Annotated in this window: 25 protein-coding genes and 1 other annotated feature; of the genes, 20 read left to right on the forward strand and 5 right to left on the reverse strand. The window is 39.2% G+C overall.

Annotation, left to right across the window (positions count from 1 at the left end; all coding sequences use genetic code 11):
• Positions 1-7 precede the first annotated feature (7 nt).
• From RSX31_RS04175 to RSX31_RS04210, 8 genes are all read left to right on the forward strand, one after another.
• Positions 8-1,357, forward strand: coding sequence for an NAD(FAD)-utilizing dehydrogenase (locus RSX31_RS04175; protein WP_282137873.1), 1,350 nt, complete (start codon positions 8-10; stop codon positions 1,355-1,357).
• A 513-nt stretch (positions 1,358-1,870) separates the two neighbouring features.
• Positions 1,871-2,305 carry a hypothetical protein gene (locus RSX31_RS04180; protein WP_148969154.1) on the forward strand — a complete coding sequence of 145 codons (435 nt, stop codon included), beginning with the start codon at positions 1,871-1,873 and terminating at the stop codon, positions 2,303-2,305.
• A 355-nt stretch (positions 2,306-2,660) separates the two neighbouring features.
• Positions 2,661-3,122, forward strand: coding sequence for a DinB family protein (locus RSX31_RS04185; RefSeq protein ID WP_148969153.1), 462 nt, complete (start codon positions 2,661-2,663; stop codon positions 3,120-3,122).
• A 159-nt stretch (positions 3,123-3,281) separates the two neighbouring features.
• Positions 3,282-4,016, forward strand: coding sequence for a hypothetical protein (locus tag RSX31_RS04190; protein WP_315633448.1), 735 nt, complete (start codon positions 3,282-3,284; stop codon positions 4,014-4,016).
• A gap of 63 nt (positions 4,017-4,079) precedes the next feature.
• Positions 4,080-4,271: a hypothetical protein gene (locus RSX31_RS04195; protein ID WP_315633450.1), complete on the forward strand. Its 192-nt coding sequence runs from the start codon at positions 4,080-4,082 to the stop codon at positions 4,269-4,271.
• A 305-nt stretch (positions 4,272-4,576) separates the two neighbouring features.
• Positions 4,577-5,011 (forward strand): MarR family winged helix-turn-helix transcriptional regulator, encoded by a 435-nt coding sequence (locus tag RSX31_RS04200; RefSeq protein WP_187443368.1) that lies wholly within the window; start codon positions 4,577-4,579, stop codon positions 5,009-5,011.
• A 26-nt stretch (positions 5,012-5,037) separates the two neighbouring features.
• On the forward strand, positions 5,038-5,673 hold the full coding sequence (locus RSX31_RS04205; protein ID WP_315633453.1) for a nitroreductase family protein: 636 nt from the start codon (positions 5,038-5,040) through the stop codon (positions 5,671-5,673).
• A gap of 25 nt (positions 5,674-5,698) precedes the next feature.
• Entirely contained in the window at positions 5,699-5,995 is a 297-nt protein-coding gene (locus RSX31_RS04210; RefSeq protein WP_315633454.1) for a putative quinol monooxygenase, read from the forward strand.
• Between the two features lie 84 nt (positions 5,996-6,079).
• Here the strand turns inward: RSX31_RS04210 and RSX31_RS04215 are convergent, their stop codons facing one another.
• On the reverse strand, positions 6,080-7,753 hold the full coding sequence (locus RSX31_RS04215; protein WP_315633456.1) for a ribonuclease J: 1,674 nt from the start codon (positions 7,751-7,753) through the stop codon (positions 6,080-6,082).
• Between the two features lie 165 nt (positions 7,754-7,918).
• On the opposite strand from RSX31_RS04215, the gene RSX31_RS04220 reads away from it, so the two are divergent.
• The 4 genes from RSX31_RS04220 (at position 7,919) to RSX31_RS04235 (ending at position 11,810) form a co-directional block, all read left to right on the forward strand.
• Positions 7,919-8,578: an O-methyltransferase gene (locus RSX31_RS04220; RefSeq protein WP_315633457.1), complete on the forward strand. Its 660-nt coding sequence runs from the start codon at positions 7,919-7,921 to the stop codon at positions 8,576-8,578.
• Between the two features lie 57 nt (positions 8,579-8,635).
• Positions 8,636-8,847 (forward strand) — a binding site (T-box leader).
• Positions 8,848-9,114: 267 nt separating this feature from the next.
• Complete coding sequence (gene tyrS, locus RSX31_RS04225; protein WP_315633458.1) at positions 9,115-10,362, forward strand: tyrosine--tRNA ligase; 1,248 nt, start codon at positions 9,115-9,117, stop codon at positions 10,360-10,362.
• 154 nt (positions 10,363-10,516) lie between these two features.
• Entirely contained in the window at positions 10,517-10,837 is a 321-nt protein-coding gene (locus RSX31_RS04230) for an ArsR/SmtB family transcription factor (protein WP_315633459.1), read from the forward strand.
• Between the two features lie 112 nt (positions 10,838-10,949).
• Entirely contained in the window at positions 10,950-11,810 is an 861-nt protein-coding gene (locus RSX31_RS04235) for a permease (RefSeq protein WP_397548069.1), read from the forward strand.
• A 203-nt stretch (positions 11,811-12,013) separates the two neighbouring features.
• Here the strand turns inward: RSX31_RS04235 and RSX31_RS04240 are convergent, their stop codons facing one another.
• Positions 12,014-12,877: an STAS domain-containing protein gene (locus RSX31_RS04240; protein WP_315633461.1), complete on the reverse strand. Its 864-nt coding sequence runs from the start codon at positions 12,875-12,877 to the stop codon at positions 12,014-12,016.
• A gap of 260 nt (positions 12,878-13,137) precedes the next feature.
• On the opposite strand from RSX31_RS04240, the gene RSX31_RS04245 reads away from it, so the two are divergent.
• The gene (locus RSX31_RS04245; RefSeq protein WP_282137862.1) at positions 13,138-14,100 is read left to right on the forward strand and encodes a GNAT family N-acetyltransferase; all 963 of its coding nucleotides are present in this window, start codon (positions 13,138-13,140) and stop codon (positions 14,098-14,100) included.
• A gap of 81 nt (positions 14,101-14,181) precedes the next feature.
• Complete coding sequence (locus tag RSX31_RS04250; protein ID WP_315633463.1) at positions 14,182-15,096, forward strand: ferritin family protein; 915 nt, start codon at positions 14,182-14,184, stop codon at positions 15,094-15,096.
• Between the two features lie 474 nt (positions 15,097-15,570).
• Here RSX31_RS04250 and RSX31_RS04255 read toward each other — a convergent pair whose 3' ends face one another.
• Positions 15,571-16,188 (reverse strand): acetate uptake transporter, encoded by a 618-nt coding sequence (locus RSX31_RS04255; RefSeq protein ID WP_397541012.1) that lies wholly within the window; start codon positions 16,186-16,188, stop codon positions 15,571-15,573.
• A 492-nt stretch (positions 16,189-16,680) separates the two neighbouring features.
• On the opposite strand from RSX31_RS04255, the gene RSX31_RS23320 reads away from it, so the two are divergent.
• The 6 genes from RSX31_RS23320 to RSX31_RS04280 all read left to right on the forward strand — a co-directional run bounded on the left by RSX31_RS23320 (position 16,681) and on the right by RSX31_RS04280 (position 23,609).
• Positions 16,681-16,767: a putative holin-like toxin gene (locus RSX31_RS23320; RefSeq protein WP_397541018.1), complete on the forward strand. Its 87-nt coding sequence runs from the start codon at positions 16,681-16,683 to the stop codon at positions 16,765-16,767.
• A 233-nt stretch (positions 16,768-17,000) separates the two neighbouring features.
• Positions 17,001-20,165 (forward strand): SNF2 helicase associated domain-containing protein, encoded by a 3,165-nt coding sequence (locus tag RSX31_RS04260; protein WP_315633465.1) that lies wholly within the window; start codon positions 17,001-17,003, stop codon positions 20,163-20,165.
• Positions 20,166-20,468: 303 nt separating this feature from the next.
• Positions 20,469-21,089: a TetR/AcrR family transcriptional regulator gene (locus tag RSX31_RS04265; protein ID WP_282137859.1), complete on the forward strand. Its 621-nt coding sequence runs from the start codon at positions 20,469-20,471 to the stop codon at positions 21,087-21,089.
• 27 nt (positions 21,090-21,116) lie between these two features.
• Positions 21,117-22,001 (forward strand): ABC transporter ATP-binding protein, encoded by an 885-nt coding sequence (locus RSX31_RS04270; RefSeq protein ID WP_315633468.1) that lies wholly within the window; start codon positions 21,117-21,119, stop codon positions 21,999-22,001.
• Between the two features lie 6 nt (positions 22,002-22,007).
• Positions 22,008-22,799 (forward strand): ABC transporter permease subunit, encoded by a 792-nt coding sequence (locus RSX31_RS04275; RefSeq protein WP_315633470.1) that lies wholly within the window; start codon positions 22,008-22,010, stop codon positions 22,797-22,799.
• A 15-nt stretch (positions 22,800-22,814) separates the two neighbouring features.
• A complete protein-coding gene (locus tag RSX31_RS04280) occupies positions 22,815-23,609 on the forward strand; it encodes an ABC transporter permease subunit (protein ID WP_315633472.1) in 795 nt (264 codons plus the stop codon).
• A gap of 82 nt (positions 23,610-23,691) precedes the next feature.
• On the opposite strand, the gene RSX31_RS04285 is transcribed toward RSX31_RS04280, so the two are convergent.
• A complete protein-coding gene (locus RSX31_RS04285; protein WP_282137855.1) occupies positions 23,692-24,186 on the reverse strand; it encodes a DinB family protein in 495 nt (164 codons plus the stop codon).
• A gap of 130 nt (positions 24,187-24,316) precedes the next feature.
• Positions 24,317-25,768, reverse strand: a complete 1,452-nt coding sequence (locus RSX31_RS04290; RefSeq protein WP_315633475.1) for an MDR family MFS transporter — start codon at positions 25,766-25,768, stop codon at positions 24,317-24,319.
• Between the last annotated feature and the right edge of the window lie 73 nt (positions 25,769-25,841).

Here is a 25,841-nt window from a genome sequence, read left to right on the forward strand (position 1 = left end):
GCAGAGGATGCAATCGAATCATTATGACATCACGATCATCGGAGCAGGAGTGAGCAGTGTGTTTCTCGCTTACACCTTGATGAAGCACAATGAACATATCTCCATCCACATGATTGATCTCGGCAAAAAGCTGAGTGAACGTACATGCGGTTTAGATGAGGGGCGCGGGTGTACGTGTGAAGGAGTGTGCAGTAAATACATCGGATTTGCGGGTCTTGGAAAATCAGAGGGGAAATTTAATTACACGAATGATTTCGGAGGAGAGCTTGGCAGGAAAATTGGAAATCAAACCACACTTGATTTGATGAAGGAAGTAGACGATATTCTCTGTGAGTTTGGCGGTGACATCATCCCGTCCTATAGCACGAAAAATGAAACAGTATCAAAGCGAGCCAGAATGGTGGATGTGAAGGTTCTTTCAACTGAGGTCCGTCATTTAGGAACACGTTTAGCGAGTGATATTTTTCAAAGAATGTATGAAGTGCTCAAAAATCGCATTACGTTTAGTTTCGAAACTCATATTGATACAATTTCAAAACATGATCCGGGCTTTCACTTGAAATCTAATAGCGGTGACTTTACAACGGAGAAATTAGTGATCGGTACAGGAATGAGCGGCAGCACGTGGCTGAAAAAACAAGCAGCATCACTTGGACTTTTTCCAGGAAAGACACGTCTGGATATGGGGGTTCGGGTGGAAATGAAAGGGGATCAGCTTCAATCGATATTAGAAGATACGTTTGAAACGAAGCTGAAAATCGAAAGGGATTCATTCAGCGCGACGACCTATTGTATGAATCCGCGAGGGAGGATCATACGGAAACACCAACATGGACTCGTGATGCCAGACGGACAAAATGCCCGTGAAAATGATATACCAGGTGCAAATTTGAACTTCAGTTTGTTCGTTCCACGTTATTTTCATTCCCATGGTGAGGCAATGGACTATGCAGTGAGCACTATAGGAGGGATTAATCAAGGAAGAGAGCGGATTGTCGTTCAGAGATTGGAAGATTTCAAATTACATAGGAATACAGAATCGCTAGAGGGGAATCTGATAGGTCCGTCCCTCAAAGCGGAATGTGGGAATCTTCGGGAAGAGGTTCCGGAATTATATAGTATTGCGCTTAAGGAATTTTTTGCTTCTTTGGAAAGACTTATTGGGGAACCGATACACCATGATACGCTTCTTTACGGGTTAGATGCGAAGTATTATGAACCGAAATTACCGACGGATAAGAACTTTGAAACAGATGTGTCAAATCTGTATCTCATTGGTGACTGCTCGGGGGAAACCCATTCCTTATCGCAGGCAGCTGCAAGTGGTATTTATTTGGGGAAACATCTGGGGAGATAGGATTTTTACCAGTTAATAATAAATTTGGAATAATTTGAAACCTTTCTGTTTGTTTTTTCGTATTAGTAGAAAAGAACAGGCAGAAAGGGTTTTTTTATGGGGTTACGAGTAGAAAAAAACGTTTTGGAATATGAAACGAATGTAGATGATCATCCAAAAAAGGAGATGAGTATGTACTCGCTCCTACGTTTATTGGGTATTTTTATTTTCGTTGGGTGGGGAGCCATATTCTTCACAGTCCCCCTGGATCTGAACCATAAATTCGAATGGGTTCAAGTGAAGGGCATTCATGTAGATAGGCAAAAAACGATAGAATTCTTTCTATGTCTGATCACTGTTGGATTTATATATTTTGGGTTGCTATATTTTTATTTTAAAAAAATGTGGGGGAAAACTTTTTTATTGATCTCTCTGTTATGTCTCGGAATAATCGATGGTCTCTTTTTTTTCCTTTCATTATAAATTTTTTATTCATAAATATAATCATTTTCTAATGAACGGGGGCAGCTCAAATTGAATTACTATGTCAACCTATTAATAACGATAATCATCCTAATTATTGGAACCGGTACGGCATTCTTCATTGACCAATTCAGCAAACAATTAGAAAAATTCATTTCTTCAAGGTACTTATCCTTTACGATCATCGTGATCCTCTTCACACTAATGACTGGCGCAACGGTAATGACCAGCTCATTGGTAGGGTGGAGCATAATGGATACGGCTTTCATTTCCAGCCTTTGCTTTTTTGCACTGGGATGGCTCACCAATATTTCAAAACGAGCTGGAATTAATCAGGCATCAACGGCCGCTAAGTTCATCACAAATAATCACTTTAAATATGAATATGAATCAGCGAGTTCTTCTAATAAGAGTCCATATTTTATTGCGAGTCTGCTTTTTCTCGTTATGAGTTGGGGAATTTCATTTTGGATGGCTTACAGTTAATTGAATGAGGAGGAATGTTTTTTGTCTGATTGGGGTGTCTTGATTCTATTATTCATGATCATACTGACAGTCCTCGCTTTAACTGATTTTACGATTTTGAAAGTTACCGGACAGGATAAGAAGAAGAGAATTTAGGCGGGAGTCATATGTTTACTCCTTACACCTGTGGTTTTTATCTTGACTGGTTTATCCGTAAGTCCATTTGATCCTTCTGGGTTTGGAACAGGTATGGTCATGATGATATATGGAACTTTTTTCGCATTGAATGCCATAGGAATCATTGTGGTTGGATGGTTCACTGAATAAGGAAGTGGGGCTTTAAGAATTTTTACAATACAAAGGAGAGGATGAGAGCATGTTAGAACTTTTTTCTTATAATTGGGAAATACGGGAAGAATGGTTTAATTGGTGCAGGGAAATTGATCCGGATGAACTGACGAAAGAGCGTGCAGGCGGGATGGGGAGCATTTTGAAGAATCTCTTTCATGTAGCGGACTGTGAGCAAATTTGGATGAATCAATTACAAGGGAAACCCGTGATAAAAAAGGATTTACATACTATTTCGACACTTGACGAAGTCATTGAGTTTTCAGGAATGACCAGGCAGCAAACGGAAAACTTTCTGTCATTATGGACTCCTGCCTATGGAAAGAAAGAACTCAATATGACATCAAGGTCAGGTAAAACATACCTTTTTACATACCAAAAAGTTATGCAGCATGTAGTGACCCATGAGATCCATCATATTGGTCAATTATCCGTGTGGGCAAGGGAGATAGGTAAGAAACCGGTGTCGAGTGATTTGATTTTTAGATGAATAAGTGATTCCGAGGGAGAGGTTGGCTTATGAGTTTTGGGTCATGGGTTGCTATTTTCACAGTATTATCTGTAAGTATTGCTGTAGCAATCACTGCTGAAAAAAAGAGTTAAACTTGCTTTCCAAAGAATTTACATATAGGAAAGAGGAGGATATACAGTGGTAAATCAACGGAATTCACTGATCGAAAAAGTGAAAATCATTCATGGTGACAATTATGCAACCATTGAGGATACGAAGGAATTATCGACAGAAGAAATGAAAGAGCTCGTCAGATTTCTGGAACAGAATCCAGCCTATTATTCCTTGTCTACCTTAAAGATACTTGTGAATCAAATATTCTCTCGGGAAGTAGATGAATATTTAGTGGAAAAAGGATATGAAATGGTTGATGAATTTGTTACTGTGTATAAAAAGCTTGAGAAGTCGGAAATGGTACACTCTTATACTTTGAAGAATTTACATAAGATTTCAGTAAATGAGTTTGCACATATCTGGATGCAATCGATGGAGGGCTCCCTTAATCTCCCTTCTTCCCTAACCATGGAAGAACATATGAAAAGCGTCACGGTCGAACTGGGTGACAGCTATAAGGATTCCTGTATTGCGATTTATGAAGGAGATCAGGCAATTGGCGTCATAATGCCACATATAGAACCGGGCACGATAGATGAAGGAAGGTTGTTTTATTTCGGATTGATTCCTGATGAAAGAAGCAAGGGGAAGAGCAAGAATCTACATAAACTGGCACTTAGTCTGTTAGCCAGTGTGTTTCATGCAAAAAAATATATTGGGGGGACGAGTAAAAAAAACGCTCCGATGATCCGAACATTTCTTGCCAATGGGTGTGAAGTGAGGGATGTGAACAGGGTCTTCCTTAAGAAATCCCTTTAGTACTGTGACAAGCAATGTTATACTTGATGAATTGTTCAACTAGAAAAGGGGAGTTAAAGCCTTATGAAATATATGAAATCACAAATGAAACTGTTAATCAAAGATAATAAAGAATTGCAAGCCCGCCTGAAAGTATTGATGGATGAGATGAATTTAGAGCGTACGTTTGCTCTTAAAGCATTGTATCATTCAGAAGTAGCAGAAGGCGGAAAATATCATGCTGCCTATCAAGCGTTAGACCAAGCAAAGGAGTAAATCTTTTTTCTGTGAAATTCCGTATAGTACATTCATATAAATGAAAAAATCAGCGTTTTTATAGTGCATATAGACGGCAAGGTAAGAGAGGACATTCCCTCATTATCTTGCCTTTTCATTTTTCATTCAGAATAAATCTCCTGTTTTTACTCATTTCAGACTTTCCACATTTGTAAGAAGGTTCCCTTCAAAATCCTTAGGGTTTTCTCCCAAGATCTATATGTTTGACTAATAAAACCATATGTATTATATTAATTGACAGGTCAATGATTGACCCCTCAATTAAATTGAAGGAGGAGGATGCTTTGTCCATCTCTTGTCGTGAAGAAGAGAAGATAATCGTTCAACTAAATGATATATATAAGCAAATGAGTCCTAAGTTTGAGCGCTGTACCGGAATTAGTCAGTCTCGGTTGGATCTTTTGCACAAGTTGTTCGAAGTGGAAGAAATTAGTCAAACGGCTTTACAAAGAGAAGTCAATATTGATAGTGCAGCCGTGACGAGACACTTAAAGCAGCTTGAAGGAAAAGGGATGGTCTCCCGCCGTAAAAATCCTGATGATAACAGGTTTACATTTGTCCGGTTGACAGAGGAAGGCCGTCAAAAAATAGAAGCTTTTCGTGAAGAGAAAGAGATCTTTATCTCTAAAGTCTTTAAAAGCTTTACAAAAGAAGAACGTTCGGTTTTATCCGACATGCTTAATCGTATTCAGGATAATGTACAGGACATTGAATACTAAATTTTACTCATAAAGGAGAATGCATCATGAATCAAACAAAAATCAATGACTTTAACCAAATCATCACAGGTCGTCGTTCCATCCGTAATTATGACCCGTCTGTGAAAATCAGCAAAGAAATAATGACAGAGATACTAACCGAAGCCACTCTTGCACCATCATCTGTAAACTTGCAGCCATGGCGTTTTGTGGTCATCGATAGTCCAGAAGGGAAAGAAAAACTTGCACCACTTGCGAAATTCAATCAGGCGCAAGTCAAAACTTCATCTGCAGTGATTGCGGTATTTGTAGATATGAACAGCCTTGAATATGCGGATGAGATTTACAATAAAGCAGTAGAAGAAGGGTATATGCCTGCAGAAGTAAGAGACAGACAGCTCCCATCTATTAAAGGATTACTACAAATGATGACAACTGAACAGTTCAGGGAAATGAACCTCATCGACGCAGGGTTAGTATCCATGCAACTCATGCTTTCTGCACGTGCTCACGGATTTGATACGAATCCGATTGGTGGATATGAAAAAGATCAAATTGCTGAAGCATACGGTATGGACAAAGACCGTTACTATCCAGTCATGCTGATTTCAATCGGAAAAGCGGCAGATGCAGGCTACAAATCTGTTCGCCTGCCAATAGAGTCCATCACAGTATGGAAATAAAAAATAAGAAAAGAGGAGAAAGTATATGATTATTATTCATGCAGAATTTCATATTAATCCAACCAAAGAACAAGCATTCTTAGAAGAGATTCGCCCACTTGTAGCAGCATCCAGAGCAGAAGAGGGAAACATCTCATATGACTTATTGAAAGATACTGAAAGAGAAAGTGTCTATACTATGGTAGAAGTGTGGAGGGATACTGCTGCCGTTGAGATTCACAATGCGAGTGAGCATTTTACTTCATTTGTTGGGAGAGCGCCTGAGTATTTAGCGGCTCCTTTAGATGTGAAGATTTATGAAGGAAATAAGATAGAGAAATAATTAATTTTATGGGCATCTGACATTTGGTTGGGTGCTTTTTTTATATAAAAAAATGCCAGGCGCATAAGCACCCGGCATTTCCAACTACACTTCAATTATAATCGGTAATATCATAGGTTTCCTCTTCAAATGCTTGAATAGGTATTGACCTACGTCTTTTTTGATCGCCTGTTTCATTTCTTTCCAGTCGCGAATATTTTCTGCAGACAATTCATCTACAACTTTTTTAACGAGATGGTTTACGTCCTTTAATAGGTCTTCTGAGTTTCGTACAAAAACAAATCCCCGTGATATGGTATCAGGCCCAGAAATAATCGAATGCTCCGACTTACTAAGGGTAATGACAATGATAAGCATTCCATCTTCAGAAAGCTGTTTTCGATCACGTAACACAATCGATCCGATATCTCCGACGCTCAAACCATCTACAAAGGTGTCTCCTGCAGGAATGGTTCGCGTTTGCCGGGCAACGGAATTCTCGAAATCGACGACTTCACCGTTTTTTATAATAAAAGTATTTCCTGTTTCTACTCCTACCGATTCAGCCAGGATCCGGTGATGATGCAACATTCGGTATTCACCATGTATAGGAATAAAATAAGTCGGCTTCATTAATGTTAGCATGAGTTTTAAGTCTTCTTGATACCCGTGTCCAGATACATGCATACCTGTTGTACTTCCACTTCCGTATATCACGTGGGCACCAAGTTGAAATAAATTATCAAGAATACGTGATACGTCCTTTTCGTTTCCTGGTATAGGTGAAGCAGCCAGAATGACAGTATCACCTGGATAAACGTATACGTCCCGGAAGCTTCCAGTCGATAGGCGACCCAGTGCAGCCCTGGGTTCCCCTTGACTTCCCGTACATAAAATCGCAACCTTTTCGGGAGGTAATGCATCAATTTCACGAGCATCGATCAGCATCCCGTCAGGCACGGTTAAATATCCCCGTTCAATGGCGACTGAAACTACATTGATCATGCTCCTTCCTAATAATGCCAGCCTCCTGTTTGTCTTGATGGAAGCATCGACTACCTGTTGGACCCGGTTGACATTGGAAGCAAAGGTTGAGACAAATATCTTTCCAGTGGCTTTCAAGAACGCTTCATCCATATGATTACCCACCATTTGTTCAGAAGGGGTCAAGCCGCCCCGCTCCGCATTGGTGCTTTCAGAAAGTAAGACCAATACCCCTTCATCACCGATCCTGGCCATTCTATGTATGTCTGAGTATTGATGATTGGCAGGGGTTAAATCGAACTTAAAGTCTCCAGTATGTACGACATTTCCTTCCGGCGTATGAAATACGATGCCTAAACAATCCGGAATGCTGTGACTGACCTTGAAGAACGAAACATCGATCGTTCCTAAATTCAGATTGGAATTTGAGTCGATGGTTACAAGTTTTGTATCTCTTATTAGCCTGTGCTCTTCTAATTTAAGTTCGATCAGTCCCAGGGTGAAATGTGTAGCATAAATGGGCATGTTAATTTTTTTTAGAAGATAAGGAATGCCACCTATGTGGTCCTCGTGGCCATGAGTGACGATTAATCCCCGTATTTTATCTTTGTTTTTTTCAAGATAAGTAACATCGGGAATGATTAAGTCGATTCCCAAAAGACTTTCATCAGGAAACTTACCTCCACAATCGATGATGACAATATCATCACGATGTTGAATGACATACATATTTTTTCCTATTTCATTGATCCCGCCAAGTGCAAAAATGGATAATGCCTGTTCATTGGTATGCAAGAATGAACCCTCCAAGACAAATTGTTTTGGTTATTATGCCCGAATAGGTTGATTTCATTAAGATAAACTTTGTTTTGAGAGATAAAAAGTTACGGAAAATAAATTTCTATATGGTAAATTATGTTACTATTGTTTATGAATGATACATACTAAGGAGTGATGAAGATGACATCAACAAATGCATGGCCAGAAGTAGATCAATATTTTACGAGTAAACTTCAAGTATCAGATCCACTTATGGATTCTGTATTGAAAGCAAATAGAGAAGCAGAACTGCCTGCAATCGATGTATCTCCGAATCAAGGGAAGTTTCTCTCATTGCTTGCACAGCTTAAAGGAGCGAAACGAATATTGGAAATCGGGACACTTGGAGGCTATAGCACAATCTGGCTTGCCCGTGCACTGCCTGAGGACGGCCACCTTGTAACCTTGGAATATAGTGAAAAACATGCAAAAGTCGCGGCAAAGAACATTCAAAACGCTGGAATGGATCGAAAGGTGGAAATTATGGTAGGTGCTGCCCTGGATACGCTGCCGACTATTGAAGGTGAATTTGATTTCATTTTTATCGATGCAGACAAACAAAACAATGCAAATTATTTAAAATGGGCACTCGAGCTTTCTCAACCTGGAGCTGTCATCATTACTGATAATGTGGTACGTGGTGGAAGAGTAATCGATGAAAACAGCGGAGATGAAAGCGTTCAAGGTGTTCGCCATTTTGTTGATATGTTGTCTAAAGAGCCCCGTATTGATTCAACGGCTGTTCAAACTGTCGGGTCTAAAGGTTACGACGGGTTTGTAATGGGGATTGTGAAGGGGTAAAAAAATATTATTGTATTTTATGGCATTTTTCTGTAAAATAAATGAAAATTCATAATCATATATGTCATGATAGGAATGAGTAGTGACTTATCTCCCTGGTGAAGAGAGCTGATGGCTGGTGGGAATCAGTACAAAGATAAGCGCGAATTACCTCCTTAAACATTCTCTGTGAACCCTTCTTAGTAGCAGAGAACGGCCGATCCGTTATCCGTATGAAGTGGAAGAGAAATCTTCAATGAGGGTGGTACCGCGTTAACCACGTCCCTTTTTAGGGGCGTGGTTTTTTGGTTTGATTTTTGTTGGGAGAGTGGATAACGGCGGAATGTTCGTTTTAACGGCGAATTTCCGAATATATAGGCGAAATCACAAATTCGTCGTCTCTAATCAGTATATATCAGCGGAATCCAGAATATATCAGCGGAATTTTCGTTTTATCAGCGAAATCCAATATTTATCAGCGATATTAAAATGATCTCAAAGAACACATTCAACCTGACGAATATTTAAACGAACATATCAATCAAGGAGGAATCACCATGCAACCCAAATGGGAATCACTTTCACAAGAACAACAGGCAGAAGTGGAAAGGCAGTTAACCGTATACAAAAATGGAGTTCAAGAAATCATCCCAGAAGCAGAATTAAGGCAAAAACTCGTCAAGTCAATTGCCACAGAAGTACCTTTGAAAATCAAGCTAGGTCTAGACCCAACCGCTCCCGATGTTCACCTGGGTCATACGGTTGTCCTGAACAAATTAAGGCAGTTCCAAGAGAACGGTCATATCATTCAGCTTATTATCGGGGATTTCACAGGTAAAATCGGTGATCCGACTGGTAAGTCCGTTGCCAGGAAGCAGTTGACTGATGAAGAGGTGAAGAGAAATGCCCAAACTTACTTTGAGCAATTTGGGAAAGTCATCGACAAAGAGAAGGTGGAGCTTCATTACAATTCCAAATGGCTGTCATCGTTGAATCTTGAAGATGTGATTCATTTATCATCGAAGATCACGGTTGCTCGATTAATTGAAAGAAACGATTTTTCTAACCGGTTGTCAACAGGGAAGCCAGTCTCGCTTCATGAGTTTTTCTACCCGTTAATGCAAGGATACGATTCCGTCGCATTAGAAAGTGATGTGGAGCTTGGCGGGACGGATCAGCAATTCAATGTGTTGATGGGAAGGCATCTTCAGGAGCATTACAAACAGGAGAAACAAGTGGTCATATTACTTCCTTTACTTGAAGGTCTTGACGGCGTGGATAAAATGTCAAAATCAAAACATAATTATATTGGAATTGATGAAGATCCTAACCAAATGTTTGGGAAGACGATGTCGATTCCGGATGAATTGATCATCAAGTACTTCAACCTGATAACGGACTTATCTTTAGATGAGAAAACGAAAATGGAGAAGGAATTAATTCAAGGGACACTCCACCCCAGAGACGCCAAAATACGTTTAGGAAAAACCATCGTGTCTATGTACCATGGAAAAGAAGCAGCCGTACAAGCAGAGAACAATTTTAAAGAAGTATTTCAAAAAGGCGCACTGCCTGATGATATTCCAGAAATACAGTGGACAGGTGAAAGCAGAATCTCCATTATCGACTTACTTGTTGAGATAAATTTGCATGGTTCAAAGAGTGAAGCGCGGCGGATGATTCAAAATGGAGGAATCAGAATCAATTCAGAAAAGGTTCTGGATATGCAATTGGAAGTAGAGATTGAAGATGGACTGATTGTGCAGGTAGGGAAGAGGAAGTATAAAAAGCTGAGAATAAGGTAACTCCGTAAGAAAGTCGTCTAATCAGTATGAATAAGATGACTTTCTTATTTTTTATTAAATCAATTATTTTTGATGTATTTTTGTTGCCTCAATGGAAGATCTTGCATATAATGAGGCTATATCAAATAAATTTGATTTAAGAGGAGCTGATAGCATGAATAAACAAATTCCATTAATAGTTATATCACTGGATTCAACCTTCAGTAAATATGAAAAAAAATTCAAGGCACTAGCAGATCAAAAAAGGTTATTTATCCTGCACCAAATTACTGAAATGGGAGAAGTGTGTGTATGTGACTTATCGGATAAATTAGACTTACCCCAATCTAAACTTTCCTACCATCTGAAGATTTTAATGGACGCTGAGTTGATCTTGAAAGAAACGCGGGGCACATGGAGTTACTATACATTAAATCATACTGAATTGAATCATTTGTTATCAGAACAACTTTGCTGCTGGTTTAGGCGTGAATAAAGTGATTAATTTGCATGGTGACATCTTATGATTTATTAATCAAAAAAAATTGATGTATAATTTTCAATAATTAATCAAATAAATTTGATTAATCAAAATGGAGGCAGTCAAAATGACTATGTTTAAAGATTTTATCAGTATCGCCCTTGAACTAACTGTGCTGTTTGTTGGAATATCCTTTGTGATTCATCTACTTGAAGGAGTTATTCCTTATAAAAGGATGGAGGAGCTGATGGATAGAAGCCATCCTCTGTTGAGTGCTCTGATTGCTGTTGGTTTTGCATTCGTCACACCATTTTGCTCTTGTTCAACCATCCCTATTGTCGTAAATCTATTGCGAAACAAAGTTCGTTTTCCCATTGTGATGATTTTCCTTTTTGCCTCACCTGTACTGGATTTAACGATTTTGTCCTTGATGACCTATTTACTCGGATGGAAAGTAGCCATTGCATACACGATTTTAACCACTTCTTTTTCTATAATCATAGGATTTGCGTTGAGTGCATTTGGATTTGAAAGACAACTAAAAAATGTCATGGTAGAAAATTTCTCAGTCCCTGAGAATGGAATCGACATTAAGAAAGCGATAAGAGAAACACTTACACTTATGAGAAATGTCTATCCATTTCTTATTATCGGGGCAGGGATTGGTTCGGTTATTCATGGTTCTGTTCCAACTGAATGGATTACAACCTATTTAGGAGGAGAGAATTGGTGGCTGGTTCCGATAGCTGCGATTATCGGAATTCCATTATACATCCGACTTTCTACAATGATTCCCATTTCCCAAATTCTCGTTGCTAAAGGAATGGCACTGGGACCAGTAATGGCTCTTATGATTGCATCAGCAGGAGCAAGTCTCCCTGAGGTGACGTTACTCCATAGCATTTTTAAGAAGAAGCTTGTACTCGCATTTATTGGCTCTGTCCTCATTATGTCTACTATGTCAGGATTCTTATTTTACTTTGTATAAGGAGGTGAAGAAAATGAAATGGTTAAAGAGTGTGATAGGTCAGAAAGAACAGAGGGATTGCTGTAAAGTGAAGTTGGTTGAAGTTAAAGATGAAAATGCTAAAAAGAATGTTGTCAAAAATGAAAAATGAAGCCCTCGTTTACTAACGTAGGGCTTCATCTTTTTTTTGAGGGGATGTGAGTTTGCGACTATCCTCATTCAAATCAATGGGTAGGTGCTTCGGTTAAATTAAAGCCAATATACTTTAACGCAGATTCTAAATTGCGTACCTTAACAATAGGTAGTCGAGATAATTGTCCGTTATCCTTTTCGTGAATCGCAATTTCAGGTGTGATTCCTGTGAGGATGCTTTCAATACCCATTACCTTCAGTGATTTTACTAAGTTAATAAATACCGATGGAAATATTCCATCTAAAATAAGCAGTCCGGATAAGTCGATAATAAAGTACTCTGTATCGTGACTTGAGCCATATTCGAGAACTTTGTTTATTATTTTATCTGCCCTTATTTCATCGATGACTCCCTGAATACTAAGACAGGCAATTCCTTCTGTAATCGGGATAATCGGAACACTCAAGTAATTCATATTAAATTTGGTTTGATCCAAATCCAGGATATAAGACAGGATATCTGCCATTGATTGAAGGTATTCAATATCCGACTGACAGAAATTTTTCTCTTCTTTATCCATGACACATAATGTACCAAATACATCCCCTTGTAAATCTCTTAGCGTAACCCCGAGAAATCCTTTCACCTTTAATTGAGAAGTAACTTCCAACTCTTTGGTGATGGCATCCTCTGCAAGGTTTAACTTATGCATCTCATTGTTTTCATTCATTATAATCAACCTACAATATGTATCTCCATATTTTACAGAGTAACCCTCTGGAATGATCTCTTCTTTTTCGTTATAAGAACTTAAAACAGTCATGGCATCATCGCCTCGTCTTGTTACATAAGCCGTTTGAACATTTAAATGTTTGCTTATGCTGTGGAACAACTTTTTAGAGGTGGCTAATAATGAATGGTATTCGGATGACGCTAAATTATACTCATTAGACACGAATCTTTCCTCCTCCTCTAAACTAGAAATCTAAGAACTATGTAAGCAATCAAAAAAATGCAGTTAATGTAACTATATAGATAATGGGGATGAATGTCTAACAAGAGAACTTTTTGAAAAAATACTTATTTAAGCTATAATTTTCCATATAGTGAAATCCGAAGAGAGGAAATGGAGTGTGCAATCAGTTATTTGATAATATTTCAATGCAGATGAGTTGTCTACTAAGCAAATAATAAGAGATTAAGAGGAGATCAAAAATGAGTAGAATCACAATAGAAAAAGCAACAATACAAGATGCAGAAGCTCTTACCGATATAAAAAGGAAAGTGTTTGATGCTGAAAAAGAGAAATGGCTCTCATATGCAGAGGATGTAGTCGATTACAATATCCAGCCACCAGGCTACGACTCCATTGAGATGGGGAAGTATATGATCCATGAATTGAATTATTTCAAAATCCTTTATCAAGAAGTGCTTGTTGGAGGTGTTATTGTCACGTTAGAGGGAAAGCGCCATGGAAGAGTCGACCGTATCTTTGTTGATTCAGATTACCAGGGAAAAGGAATTGGTTCTGCTGCCATAAGATTAGTAGAAGAGAAGTTTCCTCAGGTGAAATCGTGGGAGCTTGAGACATCCAGCAGGCAGCTGAATAATCATGCCTTTTACGAGAAATTGGGGTACAAGAAAGTCTTTGAATCAGAAGATGAATTCTGTTATGAGAAAAGGTTACAACCTGGTGCGACAGAAGAGGTTGAGACGAAGGAGATTCACATTCAAGGTGATACCTTGAGACAATTTGACCTTTCCCGGCTTCAAGTGGAGCAGAGCAACATGACGGAAACGGATTTCTATGGTATTAACGGGAGTCATTCCACATTTAGCAACAGTAACCTAAAAGGAGCTCGATTTAGTAATTGCAATCTAAGTGAATCCCGCTTTCAGAATATTAATCTCAAAAAATCCCTGATTGCTGATTTGAATCTTTCACATAGTGAATTCGCCCATGTGACTTTCGGGGGCACTTATTTTCATGACACAACTCTTGGAGAAGAGGGTGAACCTATAATTTTTGAGCGCTGTGATCTTAAAGGGTGCCAATTTAAAAGTTCCAATCTGAATGATGTTAGGTTAATAGATTGTGAGACGGAGGGAATGAGGATCAATAATATTTTGGTGAAGGATCTTTTGGATGCGTATGAAATAATACATAAGAAAAGGTAAAGAGCAAATCTTCAGACACCCACTTTAGGCTGAAGTCATAAGATACTTAATGACAGAAAGAAAAGAGAGGTGTCTTCCTATATGAATCCTTATCAATTTTATCGTCAATTCAAACCTTTTCACTTAGATGGTTACTCGCGGGTTCAGGAGAATCAATCACTGATAAAAGATATACAAAAGGCAATTAACGGAGAATATAGTGCGATCGCTTGTTATAAAAAACTTGCAAAATTGGCCCCAACCGAAGAAGATAAAAATCACATTCGAGAAATTCGAAAAGATGAAATGCGCCATTTCAAAGCTTTCAGTGATATCTATACGAATATAACAGGAGTCCCGCCCACCCCTCAATTGCAAGAAGGTTGTCCAGATGCATACAAAAGAGGTCTGGAAATTGCCATAAAAGACGAGCAAGAATCGGTTGATTTCTATTTAGAAATTGCAGATAGAGCCCAAGATACCTATATAAAGGAATCATTCCGTCGGGCTGCTGCAGATGAACAAAATCATGCCGTTTGGTTTTTGTTTTTCTTTATCCAGAACCGTGGAAACAGGAGACAGGAGAGGCAAATGAATTACGGCGCAAAAGGGGCACTTGATGCAACTTCACTCACTGTACCTCAAATGCTCGTTTATGCCATGCAGGACGAATACTTGGCTCAAGCCAGATATGATCGAATCATTCAGAATTTCGGAAGTGTCCAAACCTTTACGAGAATAAAAGAAGCCGAGCTACGTCATATTACAGCTTTGCAAACCCTTTTTCAACGCTATGGTGTGCCCTTACCTGAAGATAATTCTCAAGCCTATACTTCAACTCCGGATTCGATTAAAAGTGCATACGCAGCAGGAGTTCAAGGTGAAATTGACAATATAGCTATGTATAATAAATTTCTGACTTACAATCTTCCTCAAGATGTAAGAATTGTTTTTACACAATTGAGAAATGCTTCACAGAATCATTTAGCTGCTTTTGAGAGAGGGTTAGCTAGATGATGTGACCACCTTTATGGGTGGTTTTTTTATGAGGTGGGTTTAAGGTTGGGAATGGGGTAAGGGAGGTGTTGATAGCACGGCTAAAACCGTTTGATTTTGATTTTATTAAATCGCAGTTAAATTCAAGGTTCTCAAAATAGTGCAGTGTCTCTGAAAAAGGCGTATACATAGCATCCTAGTCGCAAAATGCTCTTTGTGAGAAGATTCAGGTGAATCAACATCGAATAATATTCATCAAAGACAAAAATTCTTTAAGAAAGGAGAAGGAAATGGAGAAATTTGATTTTGAAATTGTTGAGATACCTTCATACAAAGCAGTCGGATTAAAGTGAGAAGTATCTTATAACGAGATATCTTCCCATCAAGCGTGAGAGATACCCGAGTGACCGTGATTAAAAGGATCCTCATTTTGACATCTTGATTCCCGTATGAAAAAAAGAGATAGATGAGCATTTCATCTATCTCTTTCTTCGCTTACTTAAATATCCCGAATGGCTTGCCTACAGGAAGTGTTTCTTTCCCAAAGTGAATGTTCAACACACTTGCCGCAGAGCCGTAGAAGCTGAATAATGCAATAAACAACTCAGAAATGGCCGCTAATTTATGCATAGCTTCAGGAGCGATCCCAAGTGTAGACAGGGAAAGTCCGATAAATAAGAAATCAATCAGTACAAAAATAATGAATAAGACCTTATGTGTTTCCATGGCGCCAACGGTCATGAAAATACTGAAAATCAGATAGCCGATATACGCAATCCCTAGTTGGTGTGGATCAACTGCCGCTGCCGCTGCTTCTCCAAACACACCGAATGAAATTAACCAGGATGTCCCGACACCAAGCCAAAATAAACCGAATGCCCCAAATGCAGTGGATCCGAATGTATTATTATGTTTTGCATCTCCAAAGCATGCAATCAGCTGTGCAATTCCTCCAAGGAAAATTGCCCATGGCAATACAAAAGAAACTCCATCCGTCCATCCAAGTTTCGCTGAAGAAGCGACAAGGGTAACCATAGCTAATCCAAAAAGTCCGAGCGCAGATGGATCCGCTGTAGCGATTTGAACACGCTGAGTGTTTTGTGTTTGATTCATGATGATACCTCCTATTAAACATACTTGACTAATTTACATAAAAAAGTGTCAGTATGCAATAGAAAATATTATGTAAGCATAACTTTCATAAATATAGGTGGTATTTTAGATGCAGCTAAGGTGGGAAAGTGTATATCGCTGATAAAATCGAAATTTCGATGATAAATTTAATATTTCGCTTATATAATCTGAATTTCGCTGATAAATTTAAATTTTCGCTGATAAAATTATCTCATACGCCAATCCTGCTCTCAAAACCTCTTCAAAGAAGTCGATTTCAGCAAGATTACGACTCATCAAATGATAATTCATCAAAATACCCTCTATCTAATGAAGAAACTCCCGGAATATCTTAATAAAAGATAAACCGGGAGTCCTTTATTCTGTCCTTACACCCAACACACAACAAAAAAACGCATGAATTGAGTCTATCCTACATACATATCAACAGGGGACAAATATTTTACTCGAGCGATCCTCTAGAAGGAGGTGATGGTGGTGGAGAACTACTTTATTTTCATGCTGATGTTTCAAGCAGGAAGTTTCATCATTTCGTTGTTGAATCATATTGAAAAGTAGAGGGCTCCTTAAAGGTTTTTTCCGGACTATGACTGGCCTCATAGTTCGGTTTTTTTCTGCCGGATCGCTTCCCTTATAGTCTATGTAGATCATCTCGTGAATATACGTTTCTATTAATATAGTAATAGATGCCGTACTGTTTCTAAATTTGCCTATTGTTGTTATCATAAGAATATTGAAGAAATCCAATTAGGAAACATACATACAAACATTTCCAGGAAGGAATCAGACACTTGAAGGTCATACATCAAAAACTTATAAAAGAACGATGCGGTACCGTTTCTTTCAAAAGGGGAGAGGTCTATTATCGTTCCAATAAAGTGAAAATGGACGAGTTCTATTCAAATTATTGTGAAGCGACGGTTATGGGGGAGGAAGATTTCTACGTAACCGTTACAGGGGAAGCCAATGGAGAACTCCATGCAAATTGCAGTTGTCCCAAACTAGCATCGTTTGATAAAGATTGTCAACATATCGCTGCTGTCCTAATCGCCATTCATTATGAGCAGCGTAATGAAAATAGTCAAGGAAGGGAAGTAACAGAAGAATTTTTCACCTTGTTTCAAGATGAATCCATACGCTCCACTGGTCACCAGAGGCATTTTGAAAACAGACAAGTTCTGCCATGTGAAATATTGATTAAGCCTGTCCCCGTAAAAACAGGTGGAGCATTGATCGGGATTGAATTAACGATTCACTCCATCAAGGTTCAACAGGTTAGAGAGTTTCTCCAGAGCATCAAAGAAGGAGTTCCCTTCCAACTTTCAGATTCATTCATTTTCAATCAACAACTTCATTGCTTTGAAATCGATACCGATACTGTAATCCAAAAGCTTATAAAGGTGGCCCAGGAAGAGAAGATATATTCTTCAACTGAAGTGAACAATAATGAACAATTGCTCATTCAACCTTCTCCATGGGAGGGGCTTTTACCACTTTTTATAAAAGCCCCAAGGGTTAAAGTGGAGCAAAGTCAGCACACCGTAGAGGGGATCAAGCTATTGAAGACCCCGCTTCCATTGAAGTTCCACTTCGGCCAAAATGAGGACGGAAGCTATCGATTACACATAACCGGGTTAAACAATATGGTCGTCCTGGATGAATATGAAGTCGTTCTTCATAAAGGAACATTGACCCAATTGAACACCAGGGATTGCAAGCGTCTTTCTGAATTAAAGCGACTTCTCACCAAATCAGGTACAGACTCGATTCCCATTCCTCAAGCGCAAATAGGCTTCTTTCTAGAGAAAGTAGCGATTGGTTTAAAGAAATTGGGGAAGGTCACAATCTCGGACGGAATTTCCAAAAGGCTGGAAATGGCGCCGCTTGTTGCAAAGCTGTATCTTGACCGGGTGAAGAATCGCTTGCTGGCGGGTATTGAATTTCATTACGAAAATGTAGTGATTCACCCATTAGAAAATCGCGAACCACCTTCGGGTTCCTTACTAATTAGAGAGGTGGAGAAAGAAGATGTCATCCTTGAATTAATGGAAGAGTTCTCTTTTGGAAAAACAGAAGGCGGTTATTTTTTGCATAATGAGGATTTAGAGTATGAGTTTTTAACCTATGGTGTGACGAAAATTCAGAAGCTCGTCCAAATTTATGCAACTACAGCAGTGCGAAACCGTGTCTTTAAAGGGAATAATGGTCCGAGAATCCGGGTCAAGGTGAAGAAAGAACGAATGAACTGGCTGGAATTCAAGTTTGAAATGGATGGGATACCTGACCGACAGATCATGGAAATCCTTGAGGCATTGGATGAAAAACGTAAATATTACCGTATGCGAAACGGATCACTTCTGTCCCTTGAAACCAATGAATTTCAAGACATTCAGCGATTTCTTCATACATCACAAGCGGAGAAAAATGATTTAATCAAGGGACTCGAGCTGCCGTTGCATCAAAGTCTCCAACTCCTTGATTCAGTTGATGCGAGCAACACGTTCAAATTAGGGAAATCGTATAAAGAGTTCCTGCAACATATCATGAACCCTGGCAGTATGGAGTTTTCCATATCACCAACCTTGAACACACTGTTGAGAGAATATCAAAAAGAAGGCTATCGATGGATGAAAACTCTGGCCTTTTATGGTCTGGGCGGGATCTTAGCCGACGATATGGGATTAGGGAAAACCATCCAAAGCATTTCTTTTATTTTTTCTGAGTTAGATGAGATTCGGAAGCAGAAACTTCCGGCTCTGATTGTTTGTCCTTCGTCCCTCATGTATAACTGGCAGAGTGAATTTACGAAGTTTGCGCCTGAAATTCAAGCAGTGATACTGGATGGAAATAAATCAGAACGAATGAAGAAGCAGAATGGATTAAAGGATATCGATGTGATCATCATTTCCTATCCTTTACTTCGAAGTGACATCAAGTGGTACGAGCAGCAGAAATTTCACACGGTGTTTTATGATGAGGCTCAGGCGTTCAAAAATCCAATAACGCAAACGGCAAGAAGCGTAAAGAAAATCGAAGCCAATCACCGTTTCGCATTAACCGGTACTCCGGTTGAGAACTCACTCGAAGAGCTGTGGTCCATCTTTCACGTCGTATTTCCGGGTTTATTTCGAGGGCTTAAGGATTACAGTGGTCTTACAAAAAAAGATATCGCTAAACGAATCCGCCCGTTTGTCCTGCGCAGGATGAAGGAAGATGTTTTATCAGAACTTCCGGAAAAGCGGGAGATCATGGAATCGGCGGAATTACTGCCGGCTCAAAAGGAATTGTACGCTGCTTATTTAGCGAAGCTGCGTCACGATACGCTTAAGCACCTGGATAAAAATACTTTGAGGAAAAACAGAATCAAAATTCTGGCTGGTTTAACCAGACTTCGACAAATATGCTGTCATCCAGGATTATTTATAGAGGGCTACCAGGGAACATCGGCAAAATTCATTCAGCTCATGGAGATTTTGGAAGAATCAAGGCTTTCAGGCAGAAGGGTGTTGATTTTTTCACAGTTTACTAAAATGCTTGAGCTCATTGGAAGTGAGCTTTCGGCAAAGGGAAAGACCTTCTTTTACCTCAATGGCTCAACACCTTCTGAAGAGCGGGTAGGCATGTGCAACAGATTTAATGAAGGCGAACGCGACCTGTTTCTTATTTCATTAAAAGCGGGAGGTACGGGACTCAACTTAACAAGCGCTGATACCGTCATCCTCTATGATACATGGTGGAATCCTGCTGTCGAAGAGCAAGCAGCGGATCGAGCCCACCGCATGGGGCAAAAAAATGAAGTACAAGTCATCAAGCTCATTTCCCCCGGAACCATTGAAGAAAAAATGAATGAGCTTCAAGAAAAAAAGAGACACCTCATTCAAGAGGTGATCGATCCTGACGAGAAAATCGTTTCTTCCATCACGGAAGATGAGATTAGAAATATATTATCAATTTAAGATTTAGGGTTGTAAAGGTGGGGCCTTCTATAATGAAGCCCCACCTTTTATATTTTCAATCAGCAAGGTTTTTTATCAAGTGTGGGTCATTTATTTACATTCTATAAAGTTAAGACTGGAAGTTACAGAATAAATCTTTATAACAAACTCATCAGCAAAAATTTTGGGACCTCTCATATTTTCTTAAGCTGGGCACGCGTGTATTATTTTAGAATATTATTGACCACGCTGGTCAAAAGTGGTTATAATGAAATTGACCAACTCGGTCAAACGCCTGTCCCTAAGAAGGAGGATGAGAAAATATTGTTTAAAACATTAAACATAGATCCTGAGAAAGAAGAAAGGATCATAAATGCAGCAACTCATGTTTTTGCGAAGAATGGTTACCAAAATGCCTCAACAAACGCGATCGTGAAGGAAGCAAAAATCTCAAAGGGAATTTTATTTCATTATTTTAAAAGCAAAAAGGATTTGTATGTTTCACTGTATGAACATCTATCCGACTTATTCACTGAGAAGATTTATGAGCGTATTGACTGGAACCAGCGTGATATTTTCGTTACGATTCGTGCAGTAACATTGATAAAGTTTGAGCTTTTTGCCGTTTATCCACATCTGATAAATTTTCTTACTAGTGCATTTATCGAAGAAGCACCGGAAGTAAAAGATGATATCCAACAGATTAAAGCCAAAATGGTGGAGAACAGCTTTGCAAAATTATTCACCAATATGGATACATCAAAATTCAAAGAAGGAGTCGATGTGAAAAAATCGATTCAAATTATTTATTGGACCTTTGAAGGAATTGCCAATCAACAGCAGCAAAAAGCTAAGACACTTTCCGTAGAAGAAATTAACCAAGAAGAAGTGCTGGCTGAAATTGATTCCTACATCGAATTATTAAAGGCATCATTTTATAAATAAGAAATAGGAAAAGGGAGGAAGAGATCCATGAATGTGATAGAAATTAATGAACTGACAAAAACGTACGGAAAGTCCAGAGGGGTTATCGACATCAGTTTCCAAGTGAAAGAAGGGGAGATCTTTGGCTTTATCGGGCCTAACGGGGCAGGAAAATCAACGACGATTAGAACTCTCCTCTCGCTGATTCATCCGACTAGCGGCAATGCGAAAATATTTGGAAAAGATTGTGTTGAGTTCGCTCCAGAGATTGCGAAGGAAGTAGGATATCTACCATCTGAAGTGTTCTATTACGACAATATGAAGGTGATGGATCTTCTCAAGTATTCTGCCAGTTTCTATAAGAAAGACTGCACAAAGAGGATTAAAGAATTAGCCGAAGTGCTGAACTTAGATTTAACGAAGAAAATTGATGATCTCTCACTTGGAAATAAAAAGAAGGTGGGAATCGTTCAAGGATTGCTCCATGAACCGAAGCTCATTATCCTGGATGAACCAACATCAGGTTTGGATCCTTTAATGCAGCAAAAATTCTTCGAACTGCTTCAAGCTGAAAATAAGAAGGGAGCCACCATTCTATTTTCTTCTCATATATTAAGTGAAGTTCAGCGACTATGTGATCGAGTAGCGATCATTAAAGAAGGAAAAATCGTTCAAGTGGAAAAAATCAGTACATTAAAAGAAAACAATCACAAAAAATTCAAACTTGAATTGAAAAGTGGTGTAGATCAATCATATTTCGAGCTTGATGGCGTGAGCAATCTTGAAATGAATCAAAATCATGTCAGCTTCCTGTTCAGGGGGAATATCAACACGGTGATGAAGAAGATTGCCGATGTCCAAATAGCTAATCTTTGGATCGAGGAACCGGATTTAGAAGAAATCTTCATGCACTATTACGAAAAGGAGGCTTGATCCTCTATGAATATCTTTTTATATGAGTTAAAGGCTTATCGAAAGTCAACGATTATGTGGACCGGTGCACTCGTTGTATTAGTGATCCTGTTTATGTCGATGTTTCCTTCCATTTATAAAGAGATTAATGAATTTAAGAAGCTCCTGGAAGGATTCCCAGAGGGAGTAAGAAAAGCGTTAGGTATTCAGGTGGACACTATAGGCTCTCTAAATGGTTTTTATTCGTATATATTTTTGTACATCACATTATGCGGTGCGATTCAATCCGTGAATCTGGGAATCTCCATTAGCTCGAAAGAAATTCGTGAAAAGACAGCTGATTTTCTGTTGACTAAACCAGTTACCCGTACAAAGATCCTTTCTTCTAAAATACTTGCAGCTTTAACATCGCTGCTGTTTACAAATATCGTATATGTGATTGCAGCGATCACTGTGGCTAATATGGTAAAAGTGGAGGATTTCAACCTGTATGTATTCTTGCTGATTTCTCTAACTCTCTTATTCACTCAATTGATTATGTTTGCTGTTGGAATCATCATTGCTGTTGTATTTCCGAAGGTGAAATCGGTAATCAGCTTATCACTAGGAGTCGTGTTTGGCTTTTTTCTAGTAGGTATGGTTGCAGCTGCTGAGAAGGCTACTCGCTATTTATCTCCGTTTAAGTACTTTGACTATAGCTATATCATGAACCAAGAGGGATATGAATGGTCATTCCTGATCTTGGGGATGTTCCTGATTGTCCTTTCATTGCTTGGAAGCTTCGTTATTTACAACAAAAAAGATATTCATACGGTATAAGGGGAGGTGTTCAAGATGAACGTATATATAAGAGAAATGAAGGCTCACCGCAAATCCCTCATCATTTGGTGTATAGGGATGATCGCCTTGATTGGTTCGGGAATGGGAAAGTTTGCAGGATTCACTGCTTCAGGTCAATCCATGAATGAGCTAATGGCTCAAATGCCAAAATCACTCCAAGCATTTCTAGGGATAGGCAGTCTCGATATGTCCACGGCCAGCGGATATTATGGAGTGCTCTTTCTGTATATAGTGTTGCTCTCAACGATTCATGCAGCAATGATTGGTGCAACAATCATCTCAAAGGAAGAAAGGGATAAAACCGTTGAGTTTCTGTTCGTAAAACCCATGCCAAGGAAGAGAATCATAGGGATTAAATTGTTGGCAGCCCTCACGCAAGTTGGGATTCTGTCGATCATCACATGGTCAGTTTCTATACTTATGGTAGGAAGGTATAGTGATGGAGAATCCATTACCAGCGATATCGGGATTTCGATGATTGGAATGTTAATTTTACAAGTATTATTTTTAGTAATCGGTACAGCGATTGCTGCTTCGACCAAAAAGCCTGGAAAAGCCGCTACGTTAGCAACATTCGTTCTTTTAGTCACCTTTATCCTTTCCTTTGCCATCGACCTGAGCGGAAAAATCGAAGGCTTGAAATACCTCACACCATTCAAGTATTTTGAAGCGAAGAATGTGATGGATGCTGGATTGGAATTTGTATTTGTTGGGATTTCAGCTGTTTTGATAGGGGTTCTGGCGGTAGCTACCTTTGTTCTTTATGAAAAGCGGGATTTAAATGTATAGAAGTAAAGAATCTAGTGATAAATAATAGTTGCAAAGATAAAAGGAGCTTCTCCACTAAGGAGTAGCTCCTAAATTGATAGGTTTATAATTTTGCTTTTAGTTCTTCAATCTGCTCTAAATGCCTCTTCTCATGATACCCGATAAAAGGTACCCATTCATCTAATCGGATAAGTCCGAATATAGGGTGAGGATACGCTTTTTTCTGTAATTCTTCTTTGCTTGTTGTATGGAGAAAGGTGAGAAGATCTTGACGAGAAGCTTTCAGTTTGTCCTTCATTTCTTGAATGGTAAGATTTTCTTCAGTAGGAACGACAAATGGAGGTGCATCTACTTTTGTCCTTCGATCTACCGTATAGTGGATCGGCTTCGATGGCACTGCCTGTTCTTCACCTTTAGCTAACGTTGTTTGAATCGCTTCAGTCAACGATCTTTCCATTAGATACAGATGGTCCAGCACTTGAATGATTGTCCATCGGTCTTCTACAATTCTTCTGTTTAAATCCTCATTGGTTAAATCACTCACACTATTTAATAGGTCAGAACGGATGTCCTCAATTAGTTTCATCTCTTTGTCCATATAAATTCCTCCTCATGGGTGGTTTCAACATCCATTTTACTCTTTTAGGAAGATGGACGTACAGTAATAGCACTTTTGAAAAAAAAAGCTCAGGAATCTGAGCTTTTCAGGTATTACGGAATTTATATACTTAACTTTCACTTCCAGCGTGTTCTACTTCTCCGTCAAAATCAGGAGCAACAGCTTTCCGGATGAACAACGAAATGAGGAAAGCGACAGCAGCCAAAGCAAGAGCAAACCAATAAGCATGATGTACACCGTAGGTCATGGCATTGTTTAAGAGTCCTTCTGTTAATTCACCCGATTGCCCTTCAATATACCCGGCCTGACTTTGTGTCATAATGCTGACAAATATTGAAACACCAAGAGCTCCTGCGACTGGCTGCAGTGTGTTTGCTATGGCGGTCCCATGTGGATATAGATGCTTTGGCAGTTCATTTAAACCATTCGTTTGTGCAGGCATCATGATGGCTGAAATGGATAGCATCAGAAGCATATAGACAAGAACGAATAACCAGATCGGTGTAGATGGATTAATCGTGCTAAAGAAAATCATTACTCCTACTAAGGTTAAGGTTCCTGGGATGATCAGTTTTCTTGGTCCGTACTTATCGAATAGCGACCCCATCGTAGGAGACATCAGACCATTCAAGAGAGCCCCAGGAAGTAATAATAATCCGGCTGCTTTTGCAGAATATCCGAGAGGTCCTTGTAAGTACATGGGCATGACGATTTCGGATGCAAACATAGCCATGATGACAATGACGAAGATCGATACTCCTCTCGCATAGCTTTTATATCGGAAAACACGAACATCGAGAAGTGGTTCATCAAGCTTTAACTGACGTAAGACGAATAGTACTAAGCTTATAACCGCAATTGAAATAATCACGATAATTTTCAGAGACGTAAACCCGGCAGATTCTTCTCCCGCCGAACTAAATCCGTAAACAATTCCTCCAATACCAATTGAAGAAAGGATAATGGACAAGATATCCACGCTGGGACGAGTGATTTCGCCGACATTTTGTAAATATTTTAATGCGAATAGAATTGAGAACACGGCGAAGGGAATGACCGTAATGAATAACCATCTCCACCCTAACAAGTCGACAATCACACCAGAAAGTGTCGGGCCGATCGCTGGTGCAAACATAATGACCAGTCCGAACGTACCCATGATTTTACCACGGACTTCCGGCCGGTAAATTAATAATAAGGCATTCATGATGACCGGAATGAGTAGACCGGTCCCAACCGCCTGAATCATCCGACCAGCAAGCAACATAGGGAAATTCATGGCACATGCAGCAATCACCGTGCCGAGAAGAAACACACTCATCACACCGATAAACATTTGACGAGTCGTGAACCATTGGATAAGCAGGGCGGAGATAGGCATCAGCACACCCATGACGAGCATGAATCCTGTTGCTAACCACTGAACCGTGGGAGCATCGACGTTAAATACAGCCATTAACTCAGTTAGGGCAATATTTAACAACGTTTCATTTAATATGGCAAAAAAAGCACCGATCATAAAAGTAATGAGGATCGCTTTTGTATTGATTTTTGATGACATATTTGTTCCTCCATTAAAGATAAAAATAAAATACCTATCTATAATGCTTGATTTTGAATGATTTCTCAAGGGG

This window comes from Rossellomorea yichunensis (assembly GCF_032337515.1).
GTDB classification, from domain to species: Bacteria; Bacillota; Bacilli; order Bacillales; family Bacillaceae_B; genus Rossellomorea; species Rossellomorea yichunensis.

Excerpts from the sequence above, each read along its gene's own strand:
- RSX31_RS04175 (WP_282137873.1), top strand. The coding sequence starts at position 8 with ATGCAATCGAATCATTATGACATCACGATCATCGGAGCAGGAGTGAGC.
- RSX31_RS04185 (WP_148969153.1), top strand. The coding sequence starts at position 2,661 with ATGTTAGAACTTTTTTCTTATAATTGGGAAATACGGGAAGAATGGTTT.
- RSX31_RS04195 (WP_315633450.1), top strand. The coding sequence starts at position 4,080 with ATGAAATATATGAAATCACAAATGAAACTGTTAATCAAAGATAATAAA.
- RSX31_RS04205 (WP_315633453.1), top strand. The coding sequence starts at position 5,038 with ATGAATCAAACAAAAATCAATGACTTTAACCAAATCATCACAGGTCGT.
- RSX31_RS04210 (WP_315633454.1), top strand. The coding sequence starts at position 5,699 with ATGATTATTATTCATGCAGAATTTCATATTAATCCAACCAAAGAACAA.
- RSX31_RS04220 (WP_315633457.1), top strand. The coding sequence starts at position 7,919 with ATGACATCAACAAATGCATGGCCAGAAGTAGATCAATATTTTACGAGT.
- tyrS (WP_315633458.1), top strand. The coding sequence starts at position 9,115 with ATGCAACCCAAATGGGAATCACTTTCACAAGAACAACAGGCAGAAGTG.
- RSX31_RS04230 (WP_315633459.1), top strand. The coding sequence starts at position 10,517 with ATGAATAAACAAATTCCATTAATAGTTATATCACTGGATTCAACCTTC.
- RSX31_RS04235 (WP_397548069.1), top strand. The coding sequence starts at position 10,950 with ATGACTATGTTTAAAGATTTTATCAGTATCGCCCTTGAACTAACTGTG.
- RSX31_RS04245 (WP_282137862.1), top strand. The coding sequence starts at position 13,138 with ATGAGTAGAATCACAATAGAAAAAGCAACAATACAAGATGCAGAAGCT.
- RSX31_RS04250 (WP_315633463.1), top strand. The coding sequence starts at position 14,182 with ATGAATCCTTATCAATTTTATCGTCAATTCAAACCTTTTCACTTAGAT.
- RSX31_RS04255 (WP_397541012.1), bottom strand. The coding sequence starts at position 16,188 with ATGAATCAAACACAAAACACTCAGCGTGTTCAAATCGCTACAGCGGAT.
- RSX31_RS23320 (WP_397541018.1), top strand. The coding sequence starts at position 16,681 with ATGGTGGTGGAGAACTACTTTATTTTCATGCTGATGTTTCAAGCAGGA.
- RSX31_RS04270 (WP_315633468.1), top strand. The coding sequence starts at position 21,117 with ATGAATGTGATAGAAATTAATGAACTGACAAAAACGTACGGAAAGTCC.
- RSX31_RS04275 (WP_315633470.1), top strand. The coding sequence starts at position 22,008 with ATGAATATCTTTTTATATGAGTTAAAGGCTTATCGAAAGTCAACGATT.
- RSX31_RS04280 (WP_315633472.1), top strand. The coding sequence starts at position 22,815 with ATGAACGTATATATAAGAGAAATGAAGGCTCACCGCAAATCCCTCATC.
- RSX31_RS04285 (WP_282137855.1), bottom strand. The coding sequence starts at position 24,186 with ATGGACAAAGAGATGAAACTAATTGAGGACATCCGTTCTGACCTATTA.
- RSX31_RS04290 (WP_315633475.1), bottom strand. The coding sequence starts at position 25,768 with ATGTCATCAAAAATCAATACAAAAGCGATCCTCATTACTTTTATGATC.